The following is a 22262-nucleotide window of genomic DNA, read 5'->3' as shown; positions in this document are numbered from 1 at the left end:
ATGGCAATTACTCGTCGCGGTTTTCTCAAAGGCATCTTAGCCACCAGCGCTAGTACTTTGATCGGCCCAAGTTTATTGGCAGTAGCTAACGATGCAGCTGCCGCTGAAACAGCTGGTACTTGGAAAGTATCCGGCTCTCACTGGGGCGCATTTAGAGCTCGAGTGTATGGCGGTAAAGTGCAAGAGATTAAAGCATTTGAAGCTGATAAATACCCTACCGACATGCTTAACGGCATTAAGGGAATCATCTATAGTCCATCACGTATTCGTTACCCAATGGTGCGCTACGACTGGTACCTAAAACGCAATAAAAGTGACACCACTCAGCGTGGTGACAATCGCTTTATTCGGGTCACCTGGGATGAAGCATTAGATCTGTTTTATCAAGAACTCGAGCGTGTGCAAAAAGATTACGGGCCATGGGCACTGCATGCTGGCCAAACCGGCTGGCGCCAAACAGGGCAAGTACACTCCTGTGGTAACCACATGCAGCGCGCGGTATCCATGCACGGCTTCTCGGTAAACAAAGTGGGTGACTACTCGACCGGTGCAGGACAAACCATTATGCCTTACGTACTAGGTACCACCGAGGTGTATGCACAGGGAACCTCGTGGCCACTGATTCTCGATAACAGTAAAACCATCATATTGTGGGCCACCGACTTGGTGAAAAACCTGCAAGTAGGTTGGGCATGCGAAACCCACGAGTCTTTTGAATACCTTGAACAGTTGAAAGACAAAGTCGCCAACAAACAAATTAGGGTAATTAGTGTTGACCCTGTGCGCACTAAAACTCAAAAGTATTTAGACTGTGAGCAACAATACGTGAACCCGCAGGCCGACGTGCCATTCATGCTGGCAATTGCGTATACCTTGTACAAAGAAGAGCTTTACGACAAAAAATTCCTCAGCACCTATGCCTTAGGGTTTGAAGAGTTTATTCCTTATGTCACCGGTGAAAGCAAAGACAAGGTAGAGAAAACACCAGAATGGGCCGAAGCTATTTGTGGCGTACCTGCTGAAGACATTCGCGAATTTGCTCGCTTGCTGGCGAGTGACCGCACTCAGCTAATTTTTGGCTGGTGTATTCAACGCCAACAACACGGCGAACAGCCTTATTGGATGGGCGCGGTAATAGCCGCAATGTTAGGTCAAATTGGCTTACCGGGTGGCGGCGTTTCTTACGCTCACCACTACAGCTCAATTGGTGTACCGTCTACTGGCGCAGCCAGCCCAGGTGCCTTCCCGCGTAATCCAGACAAGCCTAATGAACGGGTTCATATGAACCAAGATTTCAAAGGTTATAGCAGCACCATTCCGGTAGCACGTTGGATTGATGCGATTCTGGAGCCTGGTAAAGTGATTAACGCTAACGGCGCTAAAATCACCTTGCCAGATATAAAAATGATGGTGTTCTCAGGGTGTAACCCATGGCATCACCACCAAGATCGCAACCGCATGAAGAAAGCTTTCCATAAGCTAGAAACAGTGGTGTCGATAGACTTCACTTGGACAGCCAGCTGTCGCTTCTCCGACATTGTTTTACCTGCGTGTACCCAATGGGAACGTAACGATATTGATCTCTACGGCTCCTATAGTAATCGTGGCATTATTGCCATGCATAAGCTGGTAGACCCGCTGTACCAATCTAAAACTGACTTTGAAATTTTCACCTTGCTGACTCAGCGCTTTGGCAAAAGCAAAGAATATACCCAAGGCAAGAGTGAAATGGACTGGGTTAAACAACTCTATGATGAGTGTGCCGCAGCCAACAAAGGCAAGTTTGATATGCCAGATTTCATGACCTTCTGGAAGGAAGGCTGGGTAGACTTTGGCAAAGGGCCTAACTGGACACGCCAAGCGGCGTTCCGCGAAGACCCAGAGATTAATGCCTTAGGTACACCATCAGGCTTTATTGAAATATTCAGCCGTAAGATTGACCGCTACGGTTATGACGATTGCCAAGGCCACCCAATGTGGTTTGAAAAAGCCGAACGCTCTCATGGTGGCCCTGGCTCAGAAGAGTTTCCTATTTGGCTGCAATCTTGTCACCCCGACAAACGCTTGCACTCACAAATGTGTGACTCTGAGGAATTCCGTGCAACTTATGCTGTTCAAGGCAGAGAGCCACTGTACATCAATCCAGAAGATGCCAAGAAACGTGGCATTAACGATGGCGACTTAGTGCGTGTATTTAATAAGCGCGGCCAACTATTAGCTGGAGCGGTGGTATCAGAGGATTACGCCAAAGGCGTAGCCCGCTTGCAAGAAGGTGCGTGGTACGGCCCAGTGGATGAGAGCATTGGTGCGCTCGATACCTATGGCGATCCTAATACCCTAACCATGGATATCGGTAGCTCGCAACTAGCTCAAGCCACCAGCGCAAATACTTGTTTAGTGCAATACGAGAAGTTTGAAGGCAAAGCGCCTGCAGTAAGCTCTTTTGGTGGCCCTAAGGAGATGGCGTAAATGATAGAAACGCCAAATATTAGCGAAGAAAACGAAACCCGTGCCAGCATCTATTGGTGGTTTGCTACGGTGTTCACCAAAGAGCTAGATAAGCAACAATTAGCTGCCTACACCACTGGTGAAGGCGCGCAGTTATTGAAACAATTAGCCGACACCGCTGAGCTAAGCCCAGCGGTGAAGTTGGTTAACAACCATCTTGCTAAATGCATGGCGCTGCAACACCCAGAACTGGAATTAGCGGCAGATTTTTGCCAACAGTTTCTGAGTGACAGCAAAGTTGGTGCACCACCTTACGCGTCTATTTATTTATCTAGCAGTAAGTTGATGTATCAAGAGCCGCACGAGCAAATGCTCGCATTGCTGGTTGCACAGGGTCTGCGAGTAGATCCTGAATTTAACGAACCTGCAGATCATCTTGCCATTCAGTTAGATTATCTAGGTAATCTCATCATGCGCGAAGATGACAACCCGCAACAACAAGCCGAGTTTATACAACAACACTTGTTATCGTGGCTACCGCAATGGTTAGAGGCGCTAAGCAAAGTCAGTAAGGGTGGATTTTACCAAGGCTTTGCAGAGCTACTGGTTGCCTACCTTCGCTTAGAGCTGCAACATCTTTAACATTTAAGCTAATCGCCATTATGCTCTGCATAATGGCGATTAGGGTCCACATAGTGCATCAATCTTTCTCATATTTCGCTAAATTTAACATTTGCCGCTGTAGCTTAATTCAATCACTTAGCCACAAAACAAACATTTAGTTAACATTATTTAAACATAACACTAGCGTTTTTCACCTGCTGTTTTATAGTTATATTAAGTCGGTTGTCGCTTCTAGATGCCCGGGCGGTAATACCTCATCTGTTAGGCGTTACGCCCCTCCTATCTGTTAGCGGTGCCGGCTGGCCTATTTCTGGGCCACCTAAATTCAACATTTCCCCAACATTTCAGCATGACCTAACACCAAATTTGTGAAAAAATACCTCTCTTGTTTGCCCTAGTTAAAGATCTAATCACATGGATGATAAAAAACGCCCGCTCTACATTCCTTATGCTGGTCCCGCTTTACTTGAAACTCCACTATTAAATAAAGGCAGCGCCTTTAATCAAGAAGAGCGTATTTTCTTTAACTTAGAAGGGCTACTGCCAGAAAACATCGAAAGTATTGATGAGCAAACAGAGCGCGCTTATTTACAATATCAAAGCTTCACTAACGATTTAGATCGCCATATTTACCTTCGGAACATTCAAGATACTAACGAGACCTTGTTTTACCGCTTAGTTGAAGATCATATTAGTGAAATGATGCCGATTATTTACACCCCTACTGTGGGTGCAGCCTGTGAGCAATTCTCTAATATTTACCGCCGCTCACGGGGCTTATTTATTTCTTATCCAAACCGTCACCGCATCGATGAACTGCTAAACAACGCCACCCGTCATAATGTGAAGATCATTGTTGTTACCGATGGTGAACGTATTCTTGGTTTGGGCGACCAAGGCATTGGCGGAATGGGCATTCCCATTGGTAAGCTCTCTTTATATACAGCCTGTGGCGGCATTAGCCCAGCGTATACGCTACCAATAGTGCTAGATGTAGGCACCGACAACCAACAGTTGCTTAACGACCCAATGTACATGGGCTGGCGCCATGAGCGAATTAGTGGCACCGAATACGATGAGTTTGTAGAGCTATTTATGCAAGCGGTAAAAGTGCGCTGGCCTGATGCGCTTATTCAGTTTGAAGACTTTGCTCAGAAGAATGCTATGCCCTTGCTACAACGCTATAAAGAGCAATTTTGTTGCTTTAACGATGATATCCAAGGCACTGCGGCAGTTACCGTGGGTTCACTATTAGCAGCTTGTAAAGCTGCTGGTTCTAGCCTTGCTGAACAACGCGTCACCTTTGTAGGTTCAGGATCAGCGGGCTGTGGTATTGCCGAAGCTATTATTAGAGCAATGGTCGAGGAAGGCATTAGCGAAGCTCAAGCTCGTAGCCAAATTTTCATGGTAGATCGCTGGGGCTTATTACAAGACAACATGCCCAATTTACTAGATTTTCAGCAAGCCTTGGCACAACCAGCCCAACTTCAGCAGCAATGGGGCTTAAACTCAGACAGCTTGTCATTACTCGACGTCGTTGAAAATGGCAAACCCACGGTGCTTATTGGTGTGTCGGGTGCACCAGGAGTGTTTACCCAACAAGTTATTGAAAGCATGCATCAACACTGCCCTAAACCGATAGTGTTGCCGCTTTCTAACCCCACTAGCCGTGTGGAAGCGCTGCCTGAAGATATACTCCGCTGGACCAATGGCCAAGCCTTAGTCGCTACTGGCAGTCCATTCCCACCGGTAAAACTGGGCGAGCAAACCTTTCCCATTGCCCAATGTAACAACAGCTATATCTTCCCAGGTATTGGCTTAGGTGTACTGGCTTGCCAAGCCACCCGCGTGAGCGATGAAATGCTGATAGCCAGTAGCCGAGCGTTGGCCGAATGCTCGCCACTAGCCAACGATGGCGAAGGAGCGTTACTGCCACCATTAGAAGAAATTCAGCTCGTCAGTAAACACATTGCCTACGCTGTAGCTACCACCGCTATGCAACAACAACTCGCGGTAAAAACCAGCGATGAAGTGCTGATGCAAGCCATTGAAGCGAGCTTTTGGAAGCCTGAGTATCGCCACTACAAACGTACTTCTTTTTAACTACACTTATTAAGTTACTCATTGTAACAATTCGAATTTAGATGTTTAGCTGACCTAATAATTAGGCCAGCTTTTCATCGTTTCTCAATAGCTGTGCTAGCTGCTGCCTTTTGGCGATCCTAGGAGGGATAATGTTCTTTAATCAACTTACCATTCGTAAGAAACTCACCATCACCATCGTATTAGCCGTGCTTGCTTCTACCAGTATTATTGGTCTGGTTAGCCAGCGCCAAGCACAAACCATTATCGAAAACAGAATGGTAAACAACGAGCTACCAGCCTTACTTAAACAAATCCGTAATAGAATCGACAAAGAAGTGACCGTGCTGCTGCAATCAGCCGAGCAACTAGCAAACAATGTTTTTGTTGAAGAGCGCACCCTAAAATCAACCAAGCCAAACTCTGAGACTCAGTTGATTGAAATGCTGGGGCGTTTAAAAGAACAATATGGCCTAGCTGATGCCTCGGTTTCTAACCGAAAAACCGCCAATTACTGGAATCAAAAAGGTTTTTTACGCCAATTGAACCCTGATCGAGACAGCTGGTTTTTTGCCTTTCGTGACTCAGGCAAAGAAACCATGGTCAGCGTATATTCCTCCACCACAGAAGAAACCAAATTGTTTCTAAACTACCAACAGGTGAATGGCCACACCATGTCTGGTGTATCTAAACCAATGGATGAAATGATCGCCTTTCTCGACAGTTTTAAAATCGAAGAAAGTGGCTTTGTTTTCCTTAGTGACGGCGAAGGTATGATTCGTTTACATCGTAATAAAGAGCTCGTAGGAAAGGTGTCACTCGCCCAAGAGTTTGGCGACGCCACCAGTTCGCTGTTTAATAAACAAGGCTTTAGTTTGGTTGAAGTGAACCACCAAGGTAAACAGCTATTTCTAGGCTCAAGTTATATTGAATCCATGGACTGGTACTTGATTGCACAGGTACCTAAAGACGAGGTATTTGAAGAGCTGTATCAATCTCGTTATTACATGATAGTGACCACTCTCATTGTTATTGGCATTTTCTTGCTGGTCGCAGTGTGGCTGGCAGGTACCATTACTCGCCCCATCGCTAAACTTGCCGACGTTTTTCAAGATTTAGGTGAAGGTGAAGGCGATTTACGCCAGCGTTTAGATGCCGACAACAAAGATGAAATGGCGAAACTGGCGATGGGCTTTAATAGCTTTATTGAAAAAATTCACCGTTCAGTAAGCTCTGTAGCTGAAACTGGCGACCACCTCGGTGAAGCTTCTCGCTCTGTGGCAAGCCAATCTCAGCGAACTTTAGAGAACACCCAGCACCAGCAAGATCGAGTAACCCAAGTGGCTACCGCCATCAATCAAATGGGTTCTACGGTAAATGAAATTGCCAACAACGCCTCGCAAGCCGCCGATGCCGCGCAAGATGCAGAGAAAGAATCAGATAAAGGCCAGCAGGTAGTACTTAAAGCGCGTGACAACATCATGCACTTAGCCGAAGAGATGCAACAAGTAGCCACCGTTGTCGCGTCACTCGCCGAAAGCAGCCAATCTATTGGCAGCATCTTAGACGTTATTCGAGGTATTTCTGACCAAACTAACTTGTTGGCACTAAACGCCGCTATTGAAGCAGCCAGAGCTGGAGAGCAAGGGCGAGGATTTGCGGTTGTTGCCGATGAAGTGCGTAGCTTAGCAGGGCGAACTGCCGAGTCTACAGACGAGATTCAGCAGATGATTAACAACCTACAAGAACAAGCGGCCCGAGCAGTAAACGCCATTGAACAGAGCAGTGGAATGAGTACCCAAGGCGCTGAAGAAGCAGGTCACGCTTATTCCGCCTTGCAAGAAATTTCTAATCGAGTCACCTTGATTTCGGATATGAATATTCAAGTGGCCACCGCCACCGAGGAGCAATCATCGGTCGTTAGTGAGCTAAATGGTAACGTAGAAGAAATTAACCTTAGCACTCAAGAAGCTACCGACACCGCAGCTGAGTTGTCGGAAGCCAGTAAGTCACTCAAGCAACTGGCTGATAAGCTGGCTGAATTGGTGGGCAGCTTCAAACTGTAAGGCTAGCCACTAGATACAAAAAAGAGGCCTATATGGCCTCTTTTTTATTACTCTACAAAGGTTTACCCAATGGTTTATTTTATGGCTCTACATACCAAAGCCATAAAACTCAGGGAATACCAATATCGACGCTAACACCATTATTTGTAAGATAATAAAGGGAACCACTCCCTTATAGATGTCGGTGGTTTGAACCTCGGGCGGGGCCACCCCTTTTAGGTAAAATAAACTAAACCCAAAGGGCGGCGTAAGGAACGAGGTTTGTAAGTTCATCGCAATCAAAATAGCAAACCACGTTAAATCGATACCAAGTAACTCAGCCACTGGGTACAACATTGGCACCACAATAAATGAGATTTCTACGAAGTCGATAAAAAAGCCCAGAATCAAAATCACAATCATGGTTAAGATTAAGAAGCCCCATTTCTCACCCGGAAGGCTGGTCATCACTTCTTCAATCACTTCTTCGCCGCCGGTATAAGAAAACACCATCGAGAAGGCCGTTGCACCAATAAAGATAGCAAATACCATTGAGGTGACTTTTACTGTCTCAATTGATGCTTCGTAAACAATTTTCCAAGAAAACTGACGGTAAATAATCGATAGAATAATCGCGCCAATGCCACCAATTGCTGATGACTCCGTTGGCGTAGCTATACCGTAGAAAATAGACCCTAATACTGCAATCATTAGCGCTAATGGCGGAGCGATAGCTTTAAAGGCATTCCAACATGGTTGCACACCATGACCAGCAGCTTCGTCTTTAGGTAAAGCAGGGGCTGATTCAGGTTTAAAGTAAGAAACCCCTAGTACATAGAGGATGAAAGCTCCCACCAATACAGCACCAGGCAGTAGCGCAGCTTTAAACAAATCGCCAACCGGCACCCCCATTACATCACCCAAAATAATCAGGATGATAGAAGGAGGAATAATTTGTCCAAGCGTGCCCGAAGCACAAATGACCCCAGAGGCTAAACGCTTGTCATATTTATATTTAAGCATCACTGGCAACGAGATTACGCCCATGGCGACAACCGACGCACCCACCACCCCAGTAGAGGCGGCCAACAAGGCGCCCACTAAAATGGTAGATACCGCTAAACCACCACGAACCCGGCCAAACAATTGGCCCATCGCTTCTAACAGTTGCTCAGCCAAACGGGTTTTCTGCAACACAATGCCCATGAAGATGAACAACGGTACCGCCATTAACACCGAGTTTTGCATAATGCTCATTATGCGATACGGCATAAAGGCAAACAGGTCTATGCCTTCTGCAAATACGCCAAAAACCAGCGCGACACCACCAAAGATAAAGGCTACCGGAAAACCAGTAAGCAGCATTAGCAAGGCCACGAAAAACATGACTATCCCAATCATGACAACTTCCTTTTTGTTATTACGAGCTAGGCGGTATTTCGCAGCTGAATAAGATTTTTAAGCAACATGCCAAAGCCACTTACAGCTAAACATATCGCGGAGATGGGAATCATTGATTTGATGATCCAACGATAGGGCAAGCCACCTGGGTCACCACTGGTTTCACCCAAATTGTAAGATTCCAAGGCAAAGTCGTAGCCATACCAAGCAATTAATCCACAAAAGGGAAACAGAAAAAATACTACACCCAAGCTGTCTATCCAGGCGCGTTTGCGACTCGACAACTTGTCATAAATAATGTCTACACGAACATGCCCCTCGGCCTGCAAAGTAGAAGCAATACCTAATAAAAACATTGCTGCAAATAAATGCCACTCTAGCTCTTGCATACCAATTGAGCTGGAGCGAAAAAAGTAACGCATGATTACGTCGTAAAAGATGTTTACCAACATTAACAGCATCAGTACCGCTGTTAGACCTGCTATGGCCTTGGAGAATCCATCTACTGCTCGTTGCAAACGCAACATCCCTAGCCTCCCAAGCAATCCACTTGCTTATTCTGGTTTAGCTGATGGAGCCGCAATACTCTGCGGCTCCAACTATGCTCTACAAACCTTCGGTACTGTTTAAGTAACCTTGTTCTGAAATCGCGGTATAAGCGCGAACTTGTTGCATGTACTGCTGTTGAGACTCAATGATTTTAGCGGCCATTGGGTCAGCTGCTGCTTTCTCTTTTAACAAATCATCGTTAGCCGTTTTAAGCGCTTTGATGACTTCTGGTGGGAAAGTTTTCACCTGAATATCAGGGAACTCTTGCAACATGGTTTGCCAGTTTTTAGCGCTTTCTGCATAAGAGTGTATATACATGTCGTAGGCAGCTTTACGCATCGCTACAGCCAAAATAGCTTGTAAGTCTGCTGGCATTTTTTCTAACTTTTTCTTGTTAGCAATAAACATCAGCTCGGTGGCTGGCTCGTGCCACCCCATGTAGTAGTAAGGGGCAATTTTATGAAAGCCCATACGCAAATCTAACGAAGGGCCTACCCATTCCAACGCATCAATGGTGTTGCGCTCAAGTGCGGTGTAAAGCTCACCCGGCGGAATATTCACTGGCGTAGCACCTAGCTTAGCCAATACTTCGCCGGCGAAACCCGGGATACGCATTTTCAGGTTTTCTAAATCACCCACCGAGTTGATTTCTTTACGGAACCAACCACCCATTTGCACCCCAGTGTTACCACCTGGGAACGGCACTAAGTTGTGGTCAGCATAAACTTGGTTCATCAAGTCTTGACCACCACCATATTGCAACCAAGCGTGTTGCTCTGGTGCATTCATACCAAATGGCATGGTAGTGAAGTAAAGGGTATTAGGCACTTTACCTTTGTAGTAGTAAGACGCTGTATGGCCTAGGTCATACTGGCCACTTTTTACTAGATCAAAAACACCAAATGGTGCTTTGTGTTTGTTTGAAGAGTCAACACGGATCTTTAAACGACCATTCGACATTTCGTCGGCCATTTTCACCATGTTTTTCACCGCATCACCAAAAACGGGGAAGTTAGGGCCCCAAGTTTCAGCCAGTTTTAGTTTGTACACTTTATCGGCTGAAACAGCTGCCGAACTAAACGCGATAATAGCAGAAGCCAGCAGAGTTTTACTGCAGAGGGACTTAAGCATGTTGTTCTCCCTTTCGTTGTTATTTTCCATTGTTGGTTAAATGTTCTAGATGTAAACCAACTGCTTAATGGTCACCTTTAATGTTAGCGACTTGTTACAATAAAGCCTATCCGCTAAAGCACGGTTTTTTTCTACGTAAGATCACGTACACGCTAGACTTTGGTAGGAGTGAGAGCTAGATCACTATTTTTAGGAAATAGCATAGATTAACATATACTTAACATTCTCTTTGTTAGGCCGTCACGAGATGTGGTCCCTCAAGTTTAAAATTATCTTGTTATCAATTGTTCCTCTAGTTTGTGTTACTGCGCTAATTGCCACTCTGGTTTTTAAACAGTCTTCGATTCTTACCGACCAACAGCTGGCGCTGATCAAAGAAAACATCATGCGCAGTAAAACCCTAGAGCTGCAAAACCATATCGACCAAGCTTTTGCCAGCATTCGCGACATTTACGAACCCGCAGCCGCCGATGACGAGCACGCTAAACATCAAGTACGGGAACTACTAAATCGCCTGCGTTTTGCCGAAGACGGCTACTTTTTTGCCTACACCTTAAAAGGGGTGAATTTAGTTCATCCAATCCAACCCGAGTTAGTCGGTCAGAACCTCTGGGATTTTGAAGACTCTGAGGGCACTCATCTAATCCAAGACTTAATTGCCCAAGCCAAGGCTGGCGGCGGCTTTAGTAATTACTTATGGGAAAAACCCAGCACCGGAAAACGCGTTCAAAAGCTTGGCTACGTGGTGATGCTAGACAAATGGCAATGGATGTTTGGTACTGGCGTATATTTAGATGATGTGGATGTAGAGCTCGCCAAGCTGGAAATGCAAACTCAAGAGAACATTAACAGAACCTTTATCTGGTTATTTATAATTACCACCATTTCGGGGATTTTAATCGCTTTTTTAGGGGCATCTTTAAACATTTCGGAGCATAAGCTAGCAGACAAAAAGCTAAAGGAACTTACCCAGCGGATTATTGATTCGCAAGAACAAGAACGCCAGCGTGTATCACGCGAGCTTCACGATGGCATTAACCAACTACTGGTCTCTATTAAGTATCGCCTAGAAAGCGCTACTGAATGTAACAATACACCAGCTTCGGTAGCCGCCAGCCTTAATCAAGGCCTAGGTACCATTAATGAAGCCATTGGCGAAATTCGTCGTATCTCTAAAGATTTACGCCCCAGCGTGTTAGATGACCTGGGTTTAGCGGCCGCATTAGGCGGTTTTTGCCAAGAGTTTGAACACCGTACAGGAATAGATGTGTTTTTAGAGTGCGACATTGATAACCTAAATATACCGTCTACGGTTGAAACCACCTTTTATCGCATCACCCAAGAAGCACTGCAGAACGTGGAAAAGCATGCACAAGCCGACACCGTGGACATAGTGTTAAACCAGCATGCAAAAACCTTAGTGATGAAGATCAGAGACAATGGTATTGGTTTTGAGATGGGTAAAAGAGTACGCCGCCATTCAATTAAAGAGCTCACTCGACGACCAGAACTGGCCAGCAGCGGCCTTGGCTTACGCAATATTTTTGAACGCATTGCCCATATCGACGGCCACGTAGACGTAGACAGTCAATTAGGAGAAGGGACTCTGATAACGATTAAAGTACCACTGCTAGAAGTTGAAACAGCTGTTAAGGCTATTCAAGAGCAAACTGCATGACCAGTATTCTATTGGTAGACGATCACCCCTTAGTTCAAGACGGACTAAAAATGCGACTAGAAGCCAACCCCGGCTTTAATGTTGTAGGCACTGCGGCAGATGGGGAGCAAGCCTTAAGTATGGCGCAGCAACTTTGCCCAGACATTGTGCTTACCGATATAAACATGCCTAAGTTAAATGGTATTCAGCTTCTAGAAGCGTTGGCAGAACAATGTCCAAACAGCAAAGTGGTGATGCTTAGCATGCACGACAATAAAGAGTATGTGCAGAACGCGATGCGTAATGGAGCCAAAGGATATTTACTGAAAGATATTGCCTCTAGCGAGCTGATCAGCGCGTTGGACGCGATAGCCAATGGTGGCCGCTACATCAGTGCCGGTGTATCCAACATGCTGTTTGATAATGAGAGCAGCTCCAGCACAGTAAGTTTAACCAAACGTGAGCAGCAAGTACTGCGCCTGCTAGCCACTGGTTGCGGTAACAAAAAAATCGCTGATAGTTTATCGATTAGTATTAGAACCGTGGAAACTCACACTTTAAAAATCCGTCGTAAATTGGATTTAGACAGCAGCGTTGCAATGATTAAATACGCCATTGAACATTATGGCAGCGAAAAATAAGCAAAAGCTAAGGATAGCCTTTGAATCAATCTGTAAAAATTAAGCCTCAGTGCTGCAAACAAACATCACAACAAGTCCGCTTCGTAAGTGGTGTTTGCCAAGCTAAAGACCATAATGCCCAGCAGTTTAACTTTAGCATGGCCTTAGAACAGGCTTTAAACGCGATTGAGAACGTGCGGCGACCAAACAGCTAAGTCTAGCGCAGCATATTATCCAGCTGATCAACTAACTCAGCCCAATCAGCGTCTTGCTCAACCGCTTCAGCCAAAAAACTCGCCTGAGTGGGAGTCCAAAAACTGGCTTTATGTAATACCACTCCGGCAGCAATTGGGCCCTTGTCGGTAACAAATTGAGCAATCCCATTAATCGAAGGATCTAAGCCTAGTTGTTCAAACAAATCACTCAGTGTATGCATTCCTGATTCCATAATACGCCCTCAAAATGTGTTCGACTTACGAATACTATAAACTCACTATGCTTAATAGCTTAGTTTAGCTTAGTAACTGCTTAGCGTAGGCAAACAAGGCGGGGGTTCCACCGGTATGCCAAAACAGTATTTTTTGCTGGGAGGAGTACTTCCCTTGCCGTACTCGAGCAATTAATCCCGCCATCGCTTTGGCGGTATAAACCGGATCTAATAGTATCCCTTCGGTCTCGGCCAGCAACATAATGGCCTCTCGCTCAGCATCCCCTAACACAGCATAACCTTCACCAAGGTATTCATCATCTAAACAAACGTCTCTGGCGCTAAATTGAGAATCAAGGCCAAATTGTTCACTCGCGGTATTTGCCAAATCAGCAATGGTTTGACTGAAATGTTGAGTGCGATGATTGGCCTTATCGATATTAATTCCGCGCAACTGGATCGAAGAGTCTAAGTAAGCTTTAGCTAACATTAAGCCTGCATGGGTCGCGCCAGAGCTTGAAGCAAATACAATCTCTTCAATATCGCTTTGTTGTTGCAATAGCTCTTCTAAAGCAGCGGCAAAACCTAAACAGCCAATCGCATCGGAGCCACCATAAGGCACCACATAGGGTCTTAAGCCTTTGTTTTTAAGCTTAGCCTCGAGTGCTGCTATACCTTCGCCCTTTCTTTGTTCGCCTGTCCAAATAACCGTCGCGCCAAACAGTTTATCAAGCAATACATTGCCTTGGGCATGTTCTGGGGCTTTGCCACCTAATAGTAAATAGCAGGGTAAATTGAGCTTAGCGGCAGCGGCTGCAGTTTGTCGGCAATGATTAGACTGGGCGGCACCAGCACTAATAATGCAGTCAGCTTTTTGTTGCAGCGCTTCACCTAGCAAAAACTCTAACTTGCGGACTTTATTACCACCTAGGGCTAATCCACTTAAGTCATCACGCTTGATATAGATTTGCGGGCCGGCTAGGTGCGCCGATAAGCTCGGTAAGCTATGCATAGGGGTAGGGAAAAAGCCTAACGGCTGTCGCGCGATAGATTGCCAGTTCATTATTATTCCCTCATTTATAACACACTATATGGAGGGAAGATTGATGGCTATTTTTTCCCTGGCATTAACGGAACAAAACTAATTTTTCCGTTTTCATATTGAGTTTCGGTGGGCCCATACTCTCGATTAGTAAACAGCTTTTGGCCAACAATGTCGAGACGCACATTGGGGTGCAGCTCTTTCTTAACGGTAAGCCGAGCATTCGCAAAAAACTCGTCTTCCATTTGCTGATTGTAGTCCAAGGCAAAATCAATCTGTACAAGCTCTTGGCGAGTATGATGCATAGTGGCAGACAGTTTTTCTGCCGTGCCTTCTTCGCGGTCTTCTTGCTTGGTAGAACTCAACTTCATTTGTGCATCAAGCACCTTGCTGAGCTTTTGATGTAGGTTATGCTTGATATTGTTAAGGCTACGGCGCTCGTCTTGAATACCTTCAAACTCACCTGATATACGCAACTGCGTGGCGGTACCGGCTGTTGCTCCCAACACTACGGCGCTAATCTCTCCGCCAGCATCAATTGAACCACCAACTAAGGTGCCGCGCAAACCGCCGGCATCACTTACCGTAACTTTGCCATCGGTTTCAATTTTACTGTGGAGCATTTGGCTGGTAATGGTAACGTCTTTTACGGTTTCGATATGTGAATATTGCACAAAGGTTGCGTGCAGCTCGCCTTTTGCATTGACCTTACAAGAGAAGTTTTCGTCACCTTCCATGAGGCGATGACCAATAATACCTTTACCCACCACTACATCGCCGCCGGCGGTTATATCTGCCGACTCTACAAAGCCATTAATGTGCACATCACCAGTAGCTTTAACCTTCATGCCTTCACCAACATTACCGGTGATTAATACACTGCCAGCGAAATCTACGTGACCATAACTCACGTCTACACTTTTAATGGATAATACATCATCAACCTTCATACCATTTTCAATTTCTAGTGGTAATCCGGTTCTATCAGCAAGCAATAAGTTAGCGTCATTGGGGGCAATTTTAGTGCCTTCACCCACAGTAAACGGCTGCTCATGGCCTTGCTTAAATGGCAGCTCTTCACCGCAAACATTTTTACCCGCTTGACCAACGGTATGTGGATGACGGCGCATCAATTCAACCTCAGGTTCAACCGTTTCTAGGTTGCCTAAGTCTCGCATATCAACGCGACCATCTTCGGTTTCTTTAGGTTTAAGTAGGCGCTCTTTTGGGGTGGCAACAAAGCGTTCGAAGCGGCTATCTTCACCATCGACTGAAGGACGGCCTAAAGCCACCACTTTCTTAGTTTTTACGCCTGGGTCGGCTTGTTTAGCAGTAGCGAGTAAGTTCAAAGCACGTTGTTTTTGCAAACCAAATACCACACCTGCTTCTTGCATAGCACTTACCAACTCCCCTTGAGAAATTGGATTTCCAGCGTAGGCTGCAGTGATCATGGCTCGTGCTACCATTTTGTCTTCTGACACATCAATGGTGATTTCAGCGTTTCTAATATTAGCTAACTTAACAAAGGTTTCACCCCATTGCTCAATCAGCTCTGGCGACTCACGTAGCTCGGCAAACTTGGCTACAGCATCGTCAATCGCTTCTGGATCGACAAAGTAATCACCAAAGTTTGAACGAAGAATTAATGCTTTAACATCGGTGACACTAACATGTGTCTCCTGTGGAGTTATTTCAATTAATGCCGCAAGTTTATCTTGAGATAAACGTAAACAACTTAATTCGAGCATCAAATCCCCTTTCTACTAATAACTCAGCCTTACTACATAGCTGTGTTTACCAACGCTTATTCAATGTAATTATGCCCTGTCGCATCTTGGGAACCAATACTCCCCGAAGCTTTACTTTTCAAGTAATTGAGCTGGATCTGACTTTGCACTAATTTGCCTGCTAATAGACATATTATTAAACAAAATTTCACAACTAGCTTATCAATTATCTAAATTGTATGACAAGAATCGCAGTTATACATGAATCGCTAATACCCTAATGATTTTAGGATATTAGCGGTGATAGGTGTAGAAAAGTTATTTTTTAGACATAATCAGCGGTAACGCAAGGTTGCTCACGTCTTCGGTAACGATAGGCTCCACACTTAAACTAAGCCCATTTAAATTTGAACTCACTTCAACTGGGGTGATGTTGTTACGTACCGGATAGGCACCACATAACTCGCCTTGATCGCAAATAACATAATCGTTATCGAGGTCAGTACTCACATACAGACGGTAACTTCCTTCTCGCACTTCAGCAAAGTTAAAGCTAAATACACCATTGTTCATGGAAGACAGCTGAGTGTATTTAGTTTCACTGGTTTCACTATCTAATAACAGTATGTAAACCAAACCGTTATCACTGGCCTGCTGGGTAGAAACAACCATAGACACTGCAACAATATGCTGCGAACTATCGGACCCAGTAATAGTAATATCGGCGCTGTAATTACCGTCACTTAAGCCGTCTCGGCTTGCTTCAATAACATAACTACCTAAACCACTACCATCAGTTGCACTAGAGTCTACGGTAAGCCAAGCGGCTTGCTCTTCAACACGAGTAACGGTAAGTGCGTTAGGGCCAATGGATTGAATATTGAAGCTCGCTTCGCTTTCTTGGGCACTTAGGCTAATTTGACTAATGCTTAAGCTCAAGTAGCTGCGGTCGGGGTCAAGCAAATCTAGCTGACTTTGTACCGCTTTCTCAGCGTTAAACAAACCGTAACCAAAGGAGGAATCCTTGCCGCTGGCGCCAATATCATCACTTAGCTTTCCGTTTGCTAATAGAGATAAGAAGCTCGATGTATTTAGCTGTGGATTTAATTGCTTCATCAACGCTACGCCGCCAGCTACATGGGGAGCGGCCATGCTAGTACCGTTTAAGTATTGGTAGCTAGCACTTAAGTTACTACCACTTTCATTAACGTAAGTACTGTAAACACCATCACCATAGCCATCACCATTAAGATCGACACTGCTATTGCCACCTGGTGCTGCTATATCAATATAAGTGCCGTAGTTTGAGTAGCTGGTAAGTTGTTTGCGGGCATCAACAGCGCTGACACCAATCACATTGTCAAAAGCGGCTGGATAACTCAGTTGCGAGGTACTTTCGTTCCCGGCTGCCGCAACCACGATAACACCTTGGGCAACAGCGTCTTGCACAGCATTGTTAAAGGCTGAATCAAAGCCACCTCCGCCTAAACTCATATTGATAACGTCTGCGGCTTTGTTCGGTAAACGACCCGACGAGTTACTTAAACCGGCGGCGTATAACACCGCTTGGCTGATATCAAAAGTAGTACCTCCGCCAAAACCAAGCACCCGAAGGTTCATTATTTTAGCGTCTGGCGCAACACCGGCCACACCCACAGAGTTATTAGTACGCGCTGCAACGGTACCTGCTACATGGGTACCATGCCAAGAAGAGCTACCATTTGTACCACTTTTATCACCTGGATCCTCAGGGTCAGTATCTACGCCATCTCCATCTAAAGATATTTGGGTATTAGAAATGAAGTCCATGCCATCGGTAGTAAGTTGAGCAGTTAAATCAGGATGGCTTTGGAATATCCCTGTATCGAGTACGGCCACTACAACATCGCTTTGGGTTTGTCCCTGCATGGTTTGCCATGCGGCACTTAAACCAATTTGCTCATAATGCCATTGTCGCGTAACAAGAGGATCATTTGACAAAGCGCTAGGTTGATACAAGTAGTTTGGCGAAACCAAATCACTGCCCAAGCGATACTTCATTTCTTTAATCTTGAGTAAGGTGCGTTTTTTAGCAAGGTATTCTGCGTTATTGCTTGGCTTTAAACCGCTAGGTGAATCAGCGCTAGTCGCTAATGCAACCGCTAGAATTTCTTCGGCACGATACAAGCTCATGCTTGGTCCTGTAGCAACAGAAGAAAGACCATAATCTTCATTACTAGCCGCTCTAAACTGTTGCTCACTACGCTGAATAATCATTTCATCAACCATGAACGCATGTTGAGTACTTAAGCTAGTACTTTCAGGGACATTTTGCGGGTTTTGATCGATAAGGCGTAACGTATAAGCACCGTTTGACCTTACTTGATTTTCCCCCAAAATAGCATAAACCTTTATATAGTAACTATCAGTAGCTTCAACGGTGATAAGCTCAGTTTTGTTTGTGCCGATTGAACTAGCTACTTCAGTTTCGTCACTCACCCTATATAAGGAAAGATCAAAATCATTACTGCTTGTTTCCCAATCAGCAATTTCCAAAAACAAGGTTTGCCCAGCTTCTAAATCAACTCGGTAAATATCTACTGGATCGTTCATGTTCGCAAAGCGGTCACCGCTAACACCGGTAAAATGGCTAGCTAAATAGCCACTTACTACCGCAATAGGAGGGATAACTTGAGCAGTACTAGCAGTATTATTGGAAGAGTACAGCGCATTAGGGTCGTTCACATCGCTATCAACTACAGTGTTGGTAAGCACATTCGCGGTGCCACTTACTGAGTAGCTAGGTCTATTGTCTACCACTGTAGATTCACCACCACCGCCGCCACAAGCCAACAAACTAACGACGAATAACAGAGTAAAAATCGTTTTCATATAATCCCTTACATCAACAACTGAGCTGCGCCCATGATATGCAATTAACGCACAAAATAGTATTCAAGCCCTAAGCTTTTCATCAAGCAATTATAACAAACCCCATGAAATAGGGAGAAGAAGCACAAAGTATTGGAAGGGCTACCGGCCTAGAAGAGAATTAGGCCGGGTATTTACTGCGGCTAAACCTTGGGTTTATTGGGATCTAACAACTCATCGTCATTGATGTTAGCTTGTGCCTCTAACATTGCTTTTGGCACACTCCCCTTGGTAGGAACGCTTTTACCTTCTTGGCTAGTGCCAATAAGGCCAGCGGCAGACTGATTAGCTGCTGCCACTTGTAAACCACCTTCATTAACTATTTCAGCGCTGGCTAAAGCCGCTTGCTCAGCAAGTTCTTCAGCGGTAGGTAATACCTGAGTGGCACTTGGGTCACCAGACAAACCGGCCACCAAGGCCGCAGCGATTCCTTGCCCTAACTCAGTGAACTGCTTTTCAATATCAGCCTTTAATACAGTTTGCATTAAATCTGCTCCAGCCAAGCCAGCCTGAATGGGATTTCCAGTGGCTAAACCAAGACCAATATCCATAGCAGCAGGGGCAATGTCAGTAATTCCCACACCATTTTCTGCCGCCGCACCCGCTTTTTGGGTGCTGCTAGCAACTTGTTCCGTCACCGGTTCTTTTTGGCTATCTGGAGTGAGCGCTTGCTTTAGCTTTTGACTAAAACTGGTATCAGTTTTCACTTCGCTAGGCTGCTGATTGCTGACATCAAGTAACTTAGGTTTGTAGGCTACGTCATTAGTAGCCAATGGCGTAGAACTATAAGATGTTGTCATGTTCCGTTCCTTTAGAATATCACTGTGAGCTGTCGGTAATCGCAAATGGATCGTTGTCCACTGCCACCAACACATCTCGTATTTGAATGTTTGCCATATCTGAAAAACGCTTGGTCGCTAACACTGCGCGGTCTGATTGCACCGACATCACCGTTAACTGAGTATCGTCTGCATTAAATATCGGGCCACGCAAGCCGCCATCTAAGTGCATCAAGTACTGCTGCCTCACCAGTTCAAACTTGTCACCTTTGCGCACACCATTGGTTTGCCCAATATTAATCACCACCTGTCCGTTATATAAACCCACCACAGTGGCTAAACTTTGGCGGCAATACAGGGCATCCTCTACGTCTACAACCGCTTGGTCGATGTAAGAATCAATCAAGTTGCCATAGTCAGAAGACCAAAATGTTTGTCCTGTTACATCAAGTTTCATGGTGACATCAAATGGCCATTCTCGATTAGAGCCATAGCTCTTACGTAAGATTGTTTCGCCATTTATCCCGTCTATCACATATAACTTCACTTGAAAGTTACGCTGCTTAACAGTGCTCTTCATGCCCAATAAATTGGTGCTTGTTTCGTTGTAGCTAGACATATCATTGATTTTGCCAAACAAGATGTATTGCACGTCGTATTGCGAAGATAGACTCCTCGCAACCTTCAACATTTGCGGCTCAATATCATTAGCGTAACGACCGTCAAAAGCGATTTGTCGGGTCATTAAATGCCGTGCGTCTACTCGCTTGCTCTTTAACTTGAAGCGGTGAAACAAGCGCTGAGATACTTCCTCAGGGGTACGATAAATACCACCAAGTTGTGCATGTTCGCGCTTTTGTAGCTGAAAAGGCCCAACAAACAACGTTTTCGCATAACTGTCTTTTTCACAGGTATTAAGAGGAAAGATGTCGGCCGCAACCGTGACTGTCATTTGATCGTCTTCAATGGTCTCTACTAACAGCTTCATGTCATAAACTTCGCCATTAGTGCGCACCGTTAGCTCGTCGGTTTCTAATACTCCTGACTTCACTATCTGTAGCGACTTTACGCTCGCTCCACCTCGATACATCAGGGTAAGCAAAGCATCTTGAATCGCTTGTTGGCGCGCTTTATCCACTTGGCCGTCTACAATCTTGGCTTGGCCTTCGCCTTCAAACCACACGGCATAGCTAGGGGCGTTAACGCCCACTAGCATTACCCATAGGCAGAAAGCCCTAATAAATAAGGACATTGGCTTTTCCTATAGTGGCCACATACTTCCACCCAAGAATGACGACAGCCAGCCTTGAGTCTGTACGTCAGCATGATCCCCGGTACCGCTAAACTCGATTCGAGCATCGGCTACTTGATAAGAACCAATAGAGTTGTTTTCACCAACATCAAGTGGTCGCACTATGCCAGTAAAGCGCATGTACTCTTTGCCGTTGTTTATTACCAACCACTTTTCACCCCGAACCACCAAGTTTCCGTTATTCAGTATGTCTACTACCGATACAGTAATGCGACCGGATAAGCGGTGGCGTTGGTTAGCATCAGAGGTTCCGTCAAAGTCTTGTTTCTGGCTCATCTCGAGTTCAACAACTTTGCCATTAATCGTTAGCGATCCACCAGGCACAGTCACAGGGTCAAGTTTGTAGCTATTTTCTTTGGCAAGGTTTGAGCTAGCAGACTTAGTCGCCGTTGCCTCTTCTTCAAGCATCACTGTAATGGTATCGCCTAAGGCGAAAGGCGGCGTATAGCTATATAAACTGCGAGAGGTATTACTATTGAACATAGAGCCCGTAACAATCACTGGGTCGGCTGCTGGGCTAGGTTCAATTGGCGCATAAAAAGGGTCGTCAGGGATCGGAGAACGACTATCGGTACTCACCGTTACTTGGCGTTGGTTACGATCTTCTCTTTCTTGAACATCGTCAGCTACTTTTTCTACCCCGTCGACAATGGTTGAACATGCAGACAACAGTAATGTGCCGCATAACACTAAAAATCGGGAAATCATTGGTCTATTCCTACTTACGTTAGTTTCCGTTTACCACTTTCTTCCATTCGCTTTAACTTAGGCTCGAGCTTTTAGCTCAATTGTTATAATTAGTTACCTAAGTAAGCCTTAGGCTACAAATAGCAAAGCAAATGCCACTAACGTCAGTAGAAACATATCCTTACGAACATCTACATGACAAATAATTCTGCTCAACCGACAACATTCCGTCGTTTTTGCCGCTTCTGGTTGGGCAGCCTAAAAAATGCAAATTAAATGCCATAAAATAACCAATCACCAGCATTTCATAATGTTTTTATAAAATCATATAAATTTTAATTCAGAACCGCCGATACAGCTTTAAGTGCCAAAAAGTCTCTATTGAACGACTAAACCGCACTAAAAATCGGTATTGATTACCCCAAACCGGATATTATTTGCCTAGTAATTCTACAATTCCGGCAATGCTTACCTCACGATAATCTAAAAAACCCGCAATAGATTCACAATTAGTCCGATGCCACTAGGCAACTATTTGCATTTAATGAAGCCACTTATTAACGGATAACACCTTTTAGCGCTGCGCCAAAATCCCCTCGACTTAAATCAATCAGAGACATCCTTAGATGCTCCTACCGACGTAACTTAGTACTGAGCTAAAGGCTTAAGACGGTATGACACTTTATAAAACAGAAGAGGATAGGGGATGGGGATAGATACTGATGGTGGTTGTTTGCCTTGAGCGATAAATCGCAGGCAATAAAAAAGCCCGCTCATTGAGCGGGCTTAGTAATTGGCGCCTGGCGGTGACCTACTTTCAC

General features: G+C 45.1%; 17 protein-coding genes. 7 read left to right on the top strand and 10 right to left on the bottom strand.

Annotation, left to right across the window (positions count from 1 at the left end; translation table 11 throughout):
* The 4 genes from torA (at window position 1) to Q4592_RS06465 (ending at window position 7220) form a co-directional block, all read left to right on the top strand.
* Window positions 1–2469, top strand: a complete 2469-nt coding sequence (torA, locus tag Q4592_RS06480; RefSeq protein ID WP_303511327.1) for a trimethylamine-N-oxide reductase TorA — start codon at window positions 1–3, stop codon at window positions 2467–2469.
* Entirely contained in the window at window positions 2470–3090 is a 621-nt protein-coding gene (gene torD, locus Q4592_RS06475) for a molecular chaperone TorD (RefSeq protein WP_303511326.1), read from the top strand.
* A gap of 396 nt (window positions 3091–3486) precedes the next feature.
* Window positions 3487–5175, top strand: a complete 1689-nt coding sequence (locus tag Q4592_RS06470) for an NAD-dependent malic enzyme (protein ID WP_303511324.1) — start codon at window positions 3487–3489, stop codon at window positions 5173–5175.
* Between the two features lie 131 nt (window positions 5176–5306).
* Window positions 5307–7220 carry a methyl-accepting chemotaxis protein gene (locus Q4592_RS06465; protein WP_303511322.1) on the top strand — a complete coding sequence of 638 codons (1914 nt, stop codon included), beginning with the start codon at window positions 5307–5309 and terminating at the stop codon, window positions 7218–7220.
* A gap of 87 nt (window positions 7221–7307) precedes the next feature.
* On the opposite strand, the gene Q4592_RS06460 is transcribed toward Q4592_RS06465, so the two are convergent.
* The 3 genes from Q4592_RS06460 to Q4592_RS06450 all read right to left on the bottom strand — a co-directional run bounded on the left by Q4592_RS06460 (window position 7308) and on the right by Q4592_RS06450 (window position 10280).
* Window positions 7308–8600, bottom strand: a complete 1293-nt coding sequence (locus Q4592_RS06460) for a TRAP transporter large permease subunit (RefSeq protein WP_137674165.1) — start codon at window positions 8598–8600, stop codon at window positions 7308–7310.
* A gap of 26 nt (window positions 8601–8626) precedes the next feature.
* Window positions 8627–9127 carry a TRAP transporter small permease subunit gene (locus Q4592_RS06455; RefSeq protein WP_303511320.1) on the bottom strand — a complete coding sequence of 167 codons (501 nt, stop codon included), beginning with the start codon at window positions 9125–9127 and terminating at the stop codon, window positions 8627–8629.
* Between the two features lie 79 nt (window positions 9128–9206).
* Window positions 9207–10280 carry a TRAP transporter substrate-binding protein gene (locus tag Q4592_RS06450; protein ID WP_137674167.1) on the bottom strand — a complete coding sequence of 358 codons (1074 nt, stop codon included), beginning with the start codon at window positions 10278–10280 and terminating at the stop codon, window positions 9207–9209.
* A gap of 247 nt (window positions 10281–10527) precedes the next feature.
* Here Q4592_RS06450 and Q4592_RS06445 point away from each other — a divergent pair, with 247 nt between their 5' ends.
* Genes Q4592_RS06445 through Q4592_RS06435 form a run of 3 tightly spaced genes read left to right on the top strand, consistent with a single transcriptional unit; the run spans window position 10528 to window position 12772 of the window.
* Window positions 10528–11958 carry a cache domain-containing protein gene (locus Q4592_RS06445; protein ID WP_303511317.1) on the top strand — a complete coding sequence of 477 codons (1431 nt, stop codon included), beginning with the start codon at window positions 10528–10530 and terminating at the stop codon, window positions 11956–11958.
* A complete protein-coding gene (locus Q4592_RS06440; protein ID WP_303511315.1) occupies window positions 11955–12578 on the top strand; it encodes a response regulator transcription factor in 624 nt (207 codons plus the stop codon). Before Q4592_RS06445 ends, Q4592_RS06440 begins: the two co-directional genes overlap by 4 nt.
* A gap of 20 nt (window positions 12579–12598) precedes the next feature.
* The gene (locus Q4592_RS06435) at window positions 12599–12772 is read left to right on the top strand and encodes a hypothetical protein (RefSeq protein WP_303511312.1); all 174 of its coding nucleotides are present in this window, start codon (window positions 12599–12601) and stop codon (window positions 12770–12772) included.
* A 2-nt stretch (window positions 12773–12774) separates the two neighbouring features.
* On the opposite strand, the gene Q4592_RS06430 is transcribed toward Q4592_RS06435, so the two are convergent.
* From Q4592_RS06430 to Q4592_RS06400, 7 genes are all read right to left on the bottom strand, one after another.
* Window positions 12775–12993, bottom strand: a complete 219-nt coding sequence (locus tag Q4592_RS06430) for a DUF2789 family protein (protein ID WP_235836237.1) — start codon at window positions 12991–12993, stop codon at window positions 12775–12777.
* A gap of 76 nt (window positions 12994–13069) precedes the next feature.
* A complete protein-coding gene (locus Q4592_RS06425) occupies window positions 13070–14047 on the bottom strand; it encodes a D-cysteine desulfhydrase family protein (RefSeq protein ID WP_303511309.1) in 978 nt (325 codons plus the stop codon).
* A 47-nt stretch (window positions 14048–14094) separates the two neighbouring features.
* On the bottom strand, window positions 14095–15774 hold the full coding sequence (locus Q4592_RS06420) for a DUF342 domain-containing protein (RefSeq protein ID WP_303511308.1): 1680 nt from the start codon (window positions 15772–15774) through the stop codon (window positions 14095–14097).
* Window positions 15775–16071: 297 nt separating this feature from the next.
* Entirely contained in the window at window positions 16072–18624 is a 2553-nt protein-coding gene (locus Q4592_RS06415) for a S8 family serine peptidase (RefSeq protein WP_303511307.1), read from the bottom strand.
* Window positions 18625–18806: 182 nt separating this feature from the next.
* Entirely contained in the window at window positions 18807–19463 is a 657-nt protein-coding gene (locus Q4592_RS06410; RefSeq protein ID WP_303511306.1) for a hypothetical protein, read from the bottom strand.
* A 19-nt stretch (window positions 19464–19482) separates the two neighbouring features.
* Window positions 19483–20694, bottom strand: a complete 1212-nt coding sequence (locus tag Q4592_RS06405; RefSeq protein WP_303511304.1) for a flagellar assembly protein T N-terminal domain-containing protein — start codon at window positions 20692–20694, stop codon at window positions 19483–19485.
* Window positions 20695–20703: 9 nt separating this feature from the next.
* Entirely contained in the window at window positions 20704–21462 is a 759-nt protein-coding gene (locus tag Q4592_RS06400) for a flagellar basal body L-ring protein FlgH (protein ID WP_137674175.1), read from the bottom strand.
* Window positions 21463–22262: the final 800 nt, after the last annotated feature.

It is taken from the genome of Agarivorans sp. 1_MG-2023 (genome assembly GCF_030548385.1).
Classification (GTDB): domain Bacteria; phylum Pseudomonadota; class Gammaproteobacteria; order Enterobacterales; family Celerinatantimonadaceae; genus Agarivorans.
Note: the sequence above shows the minus strand (reverse complement) of the source record. Positions and strands in the feature narration are given on the sequence as shown.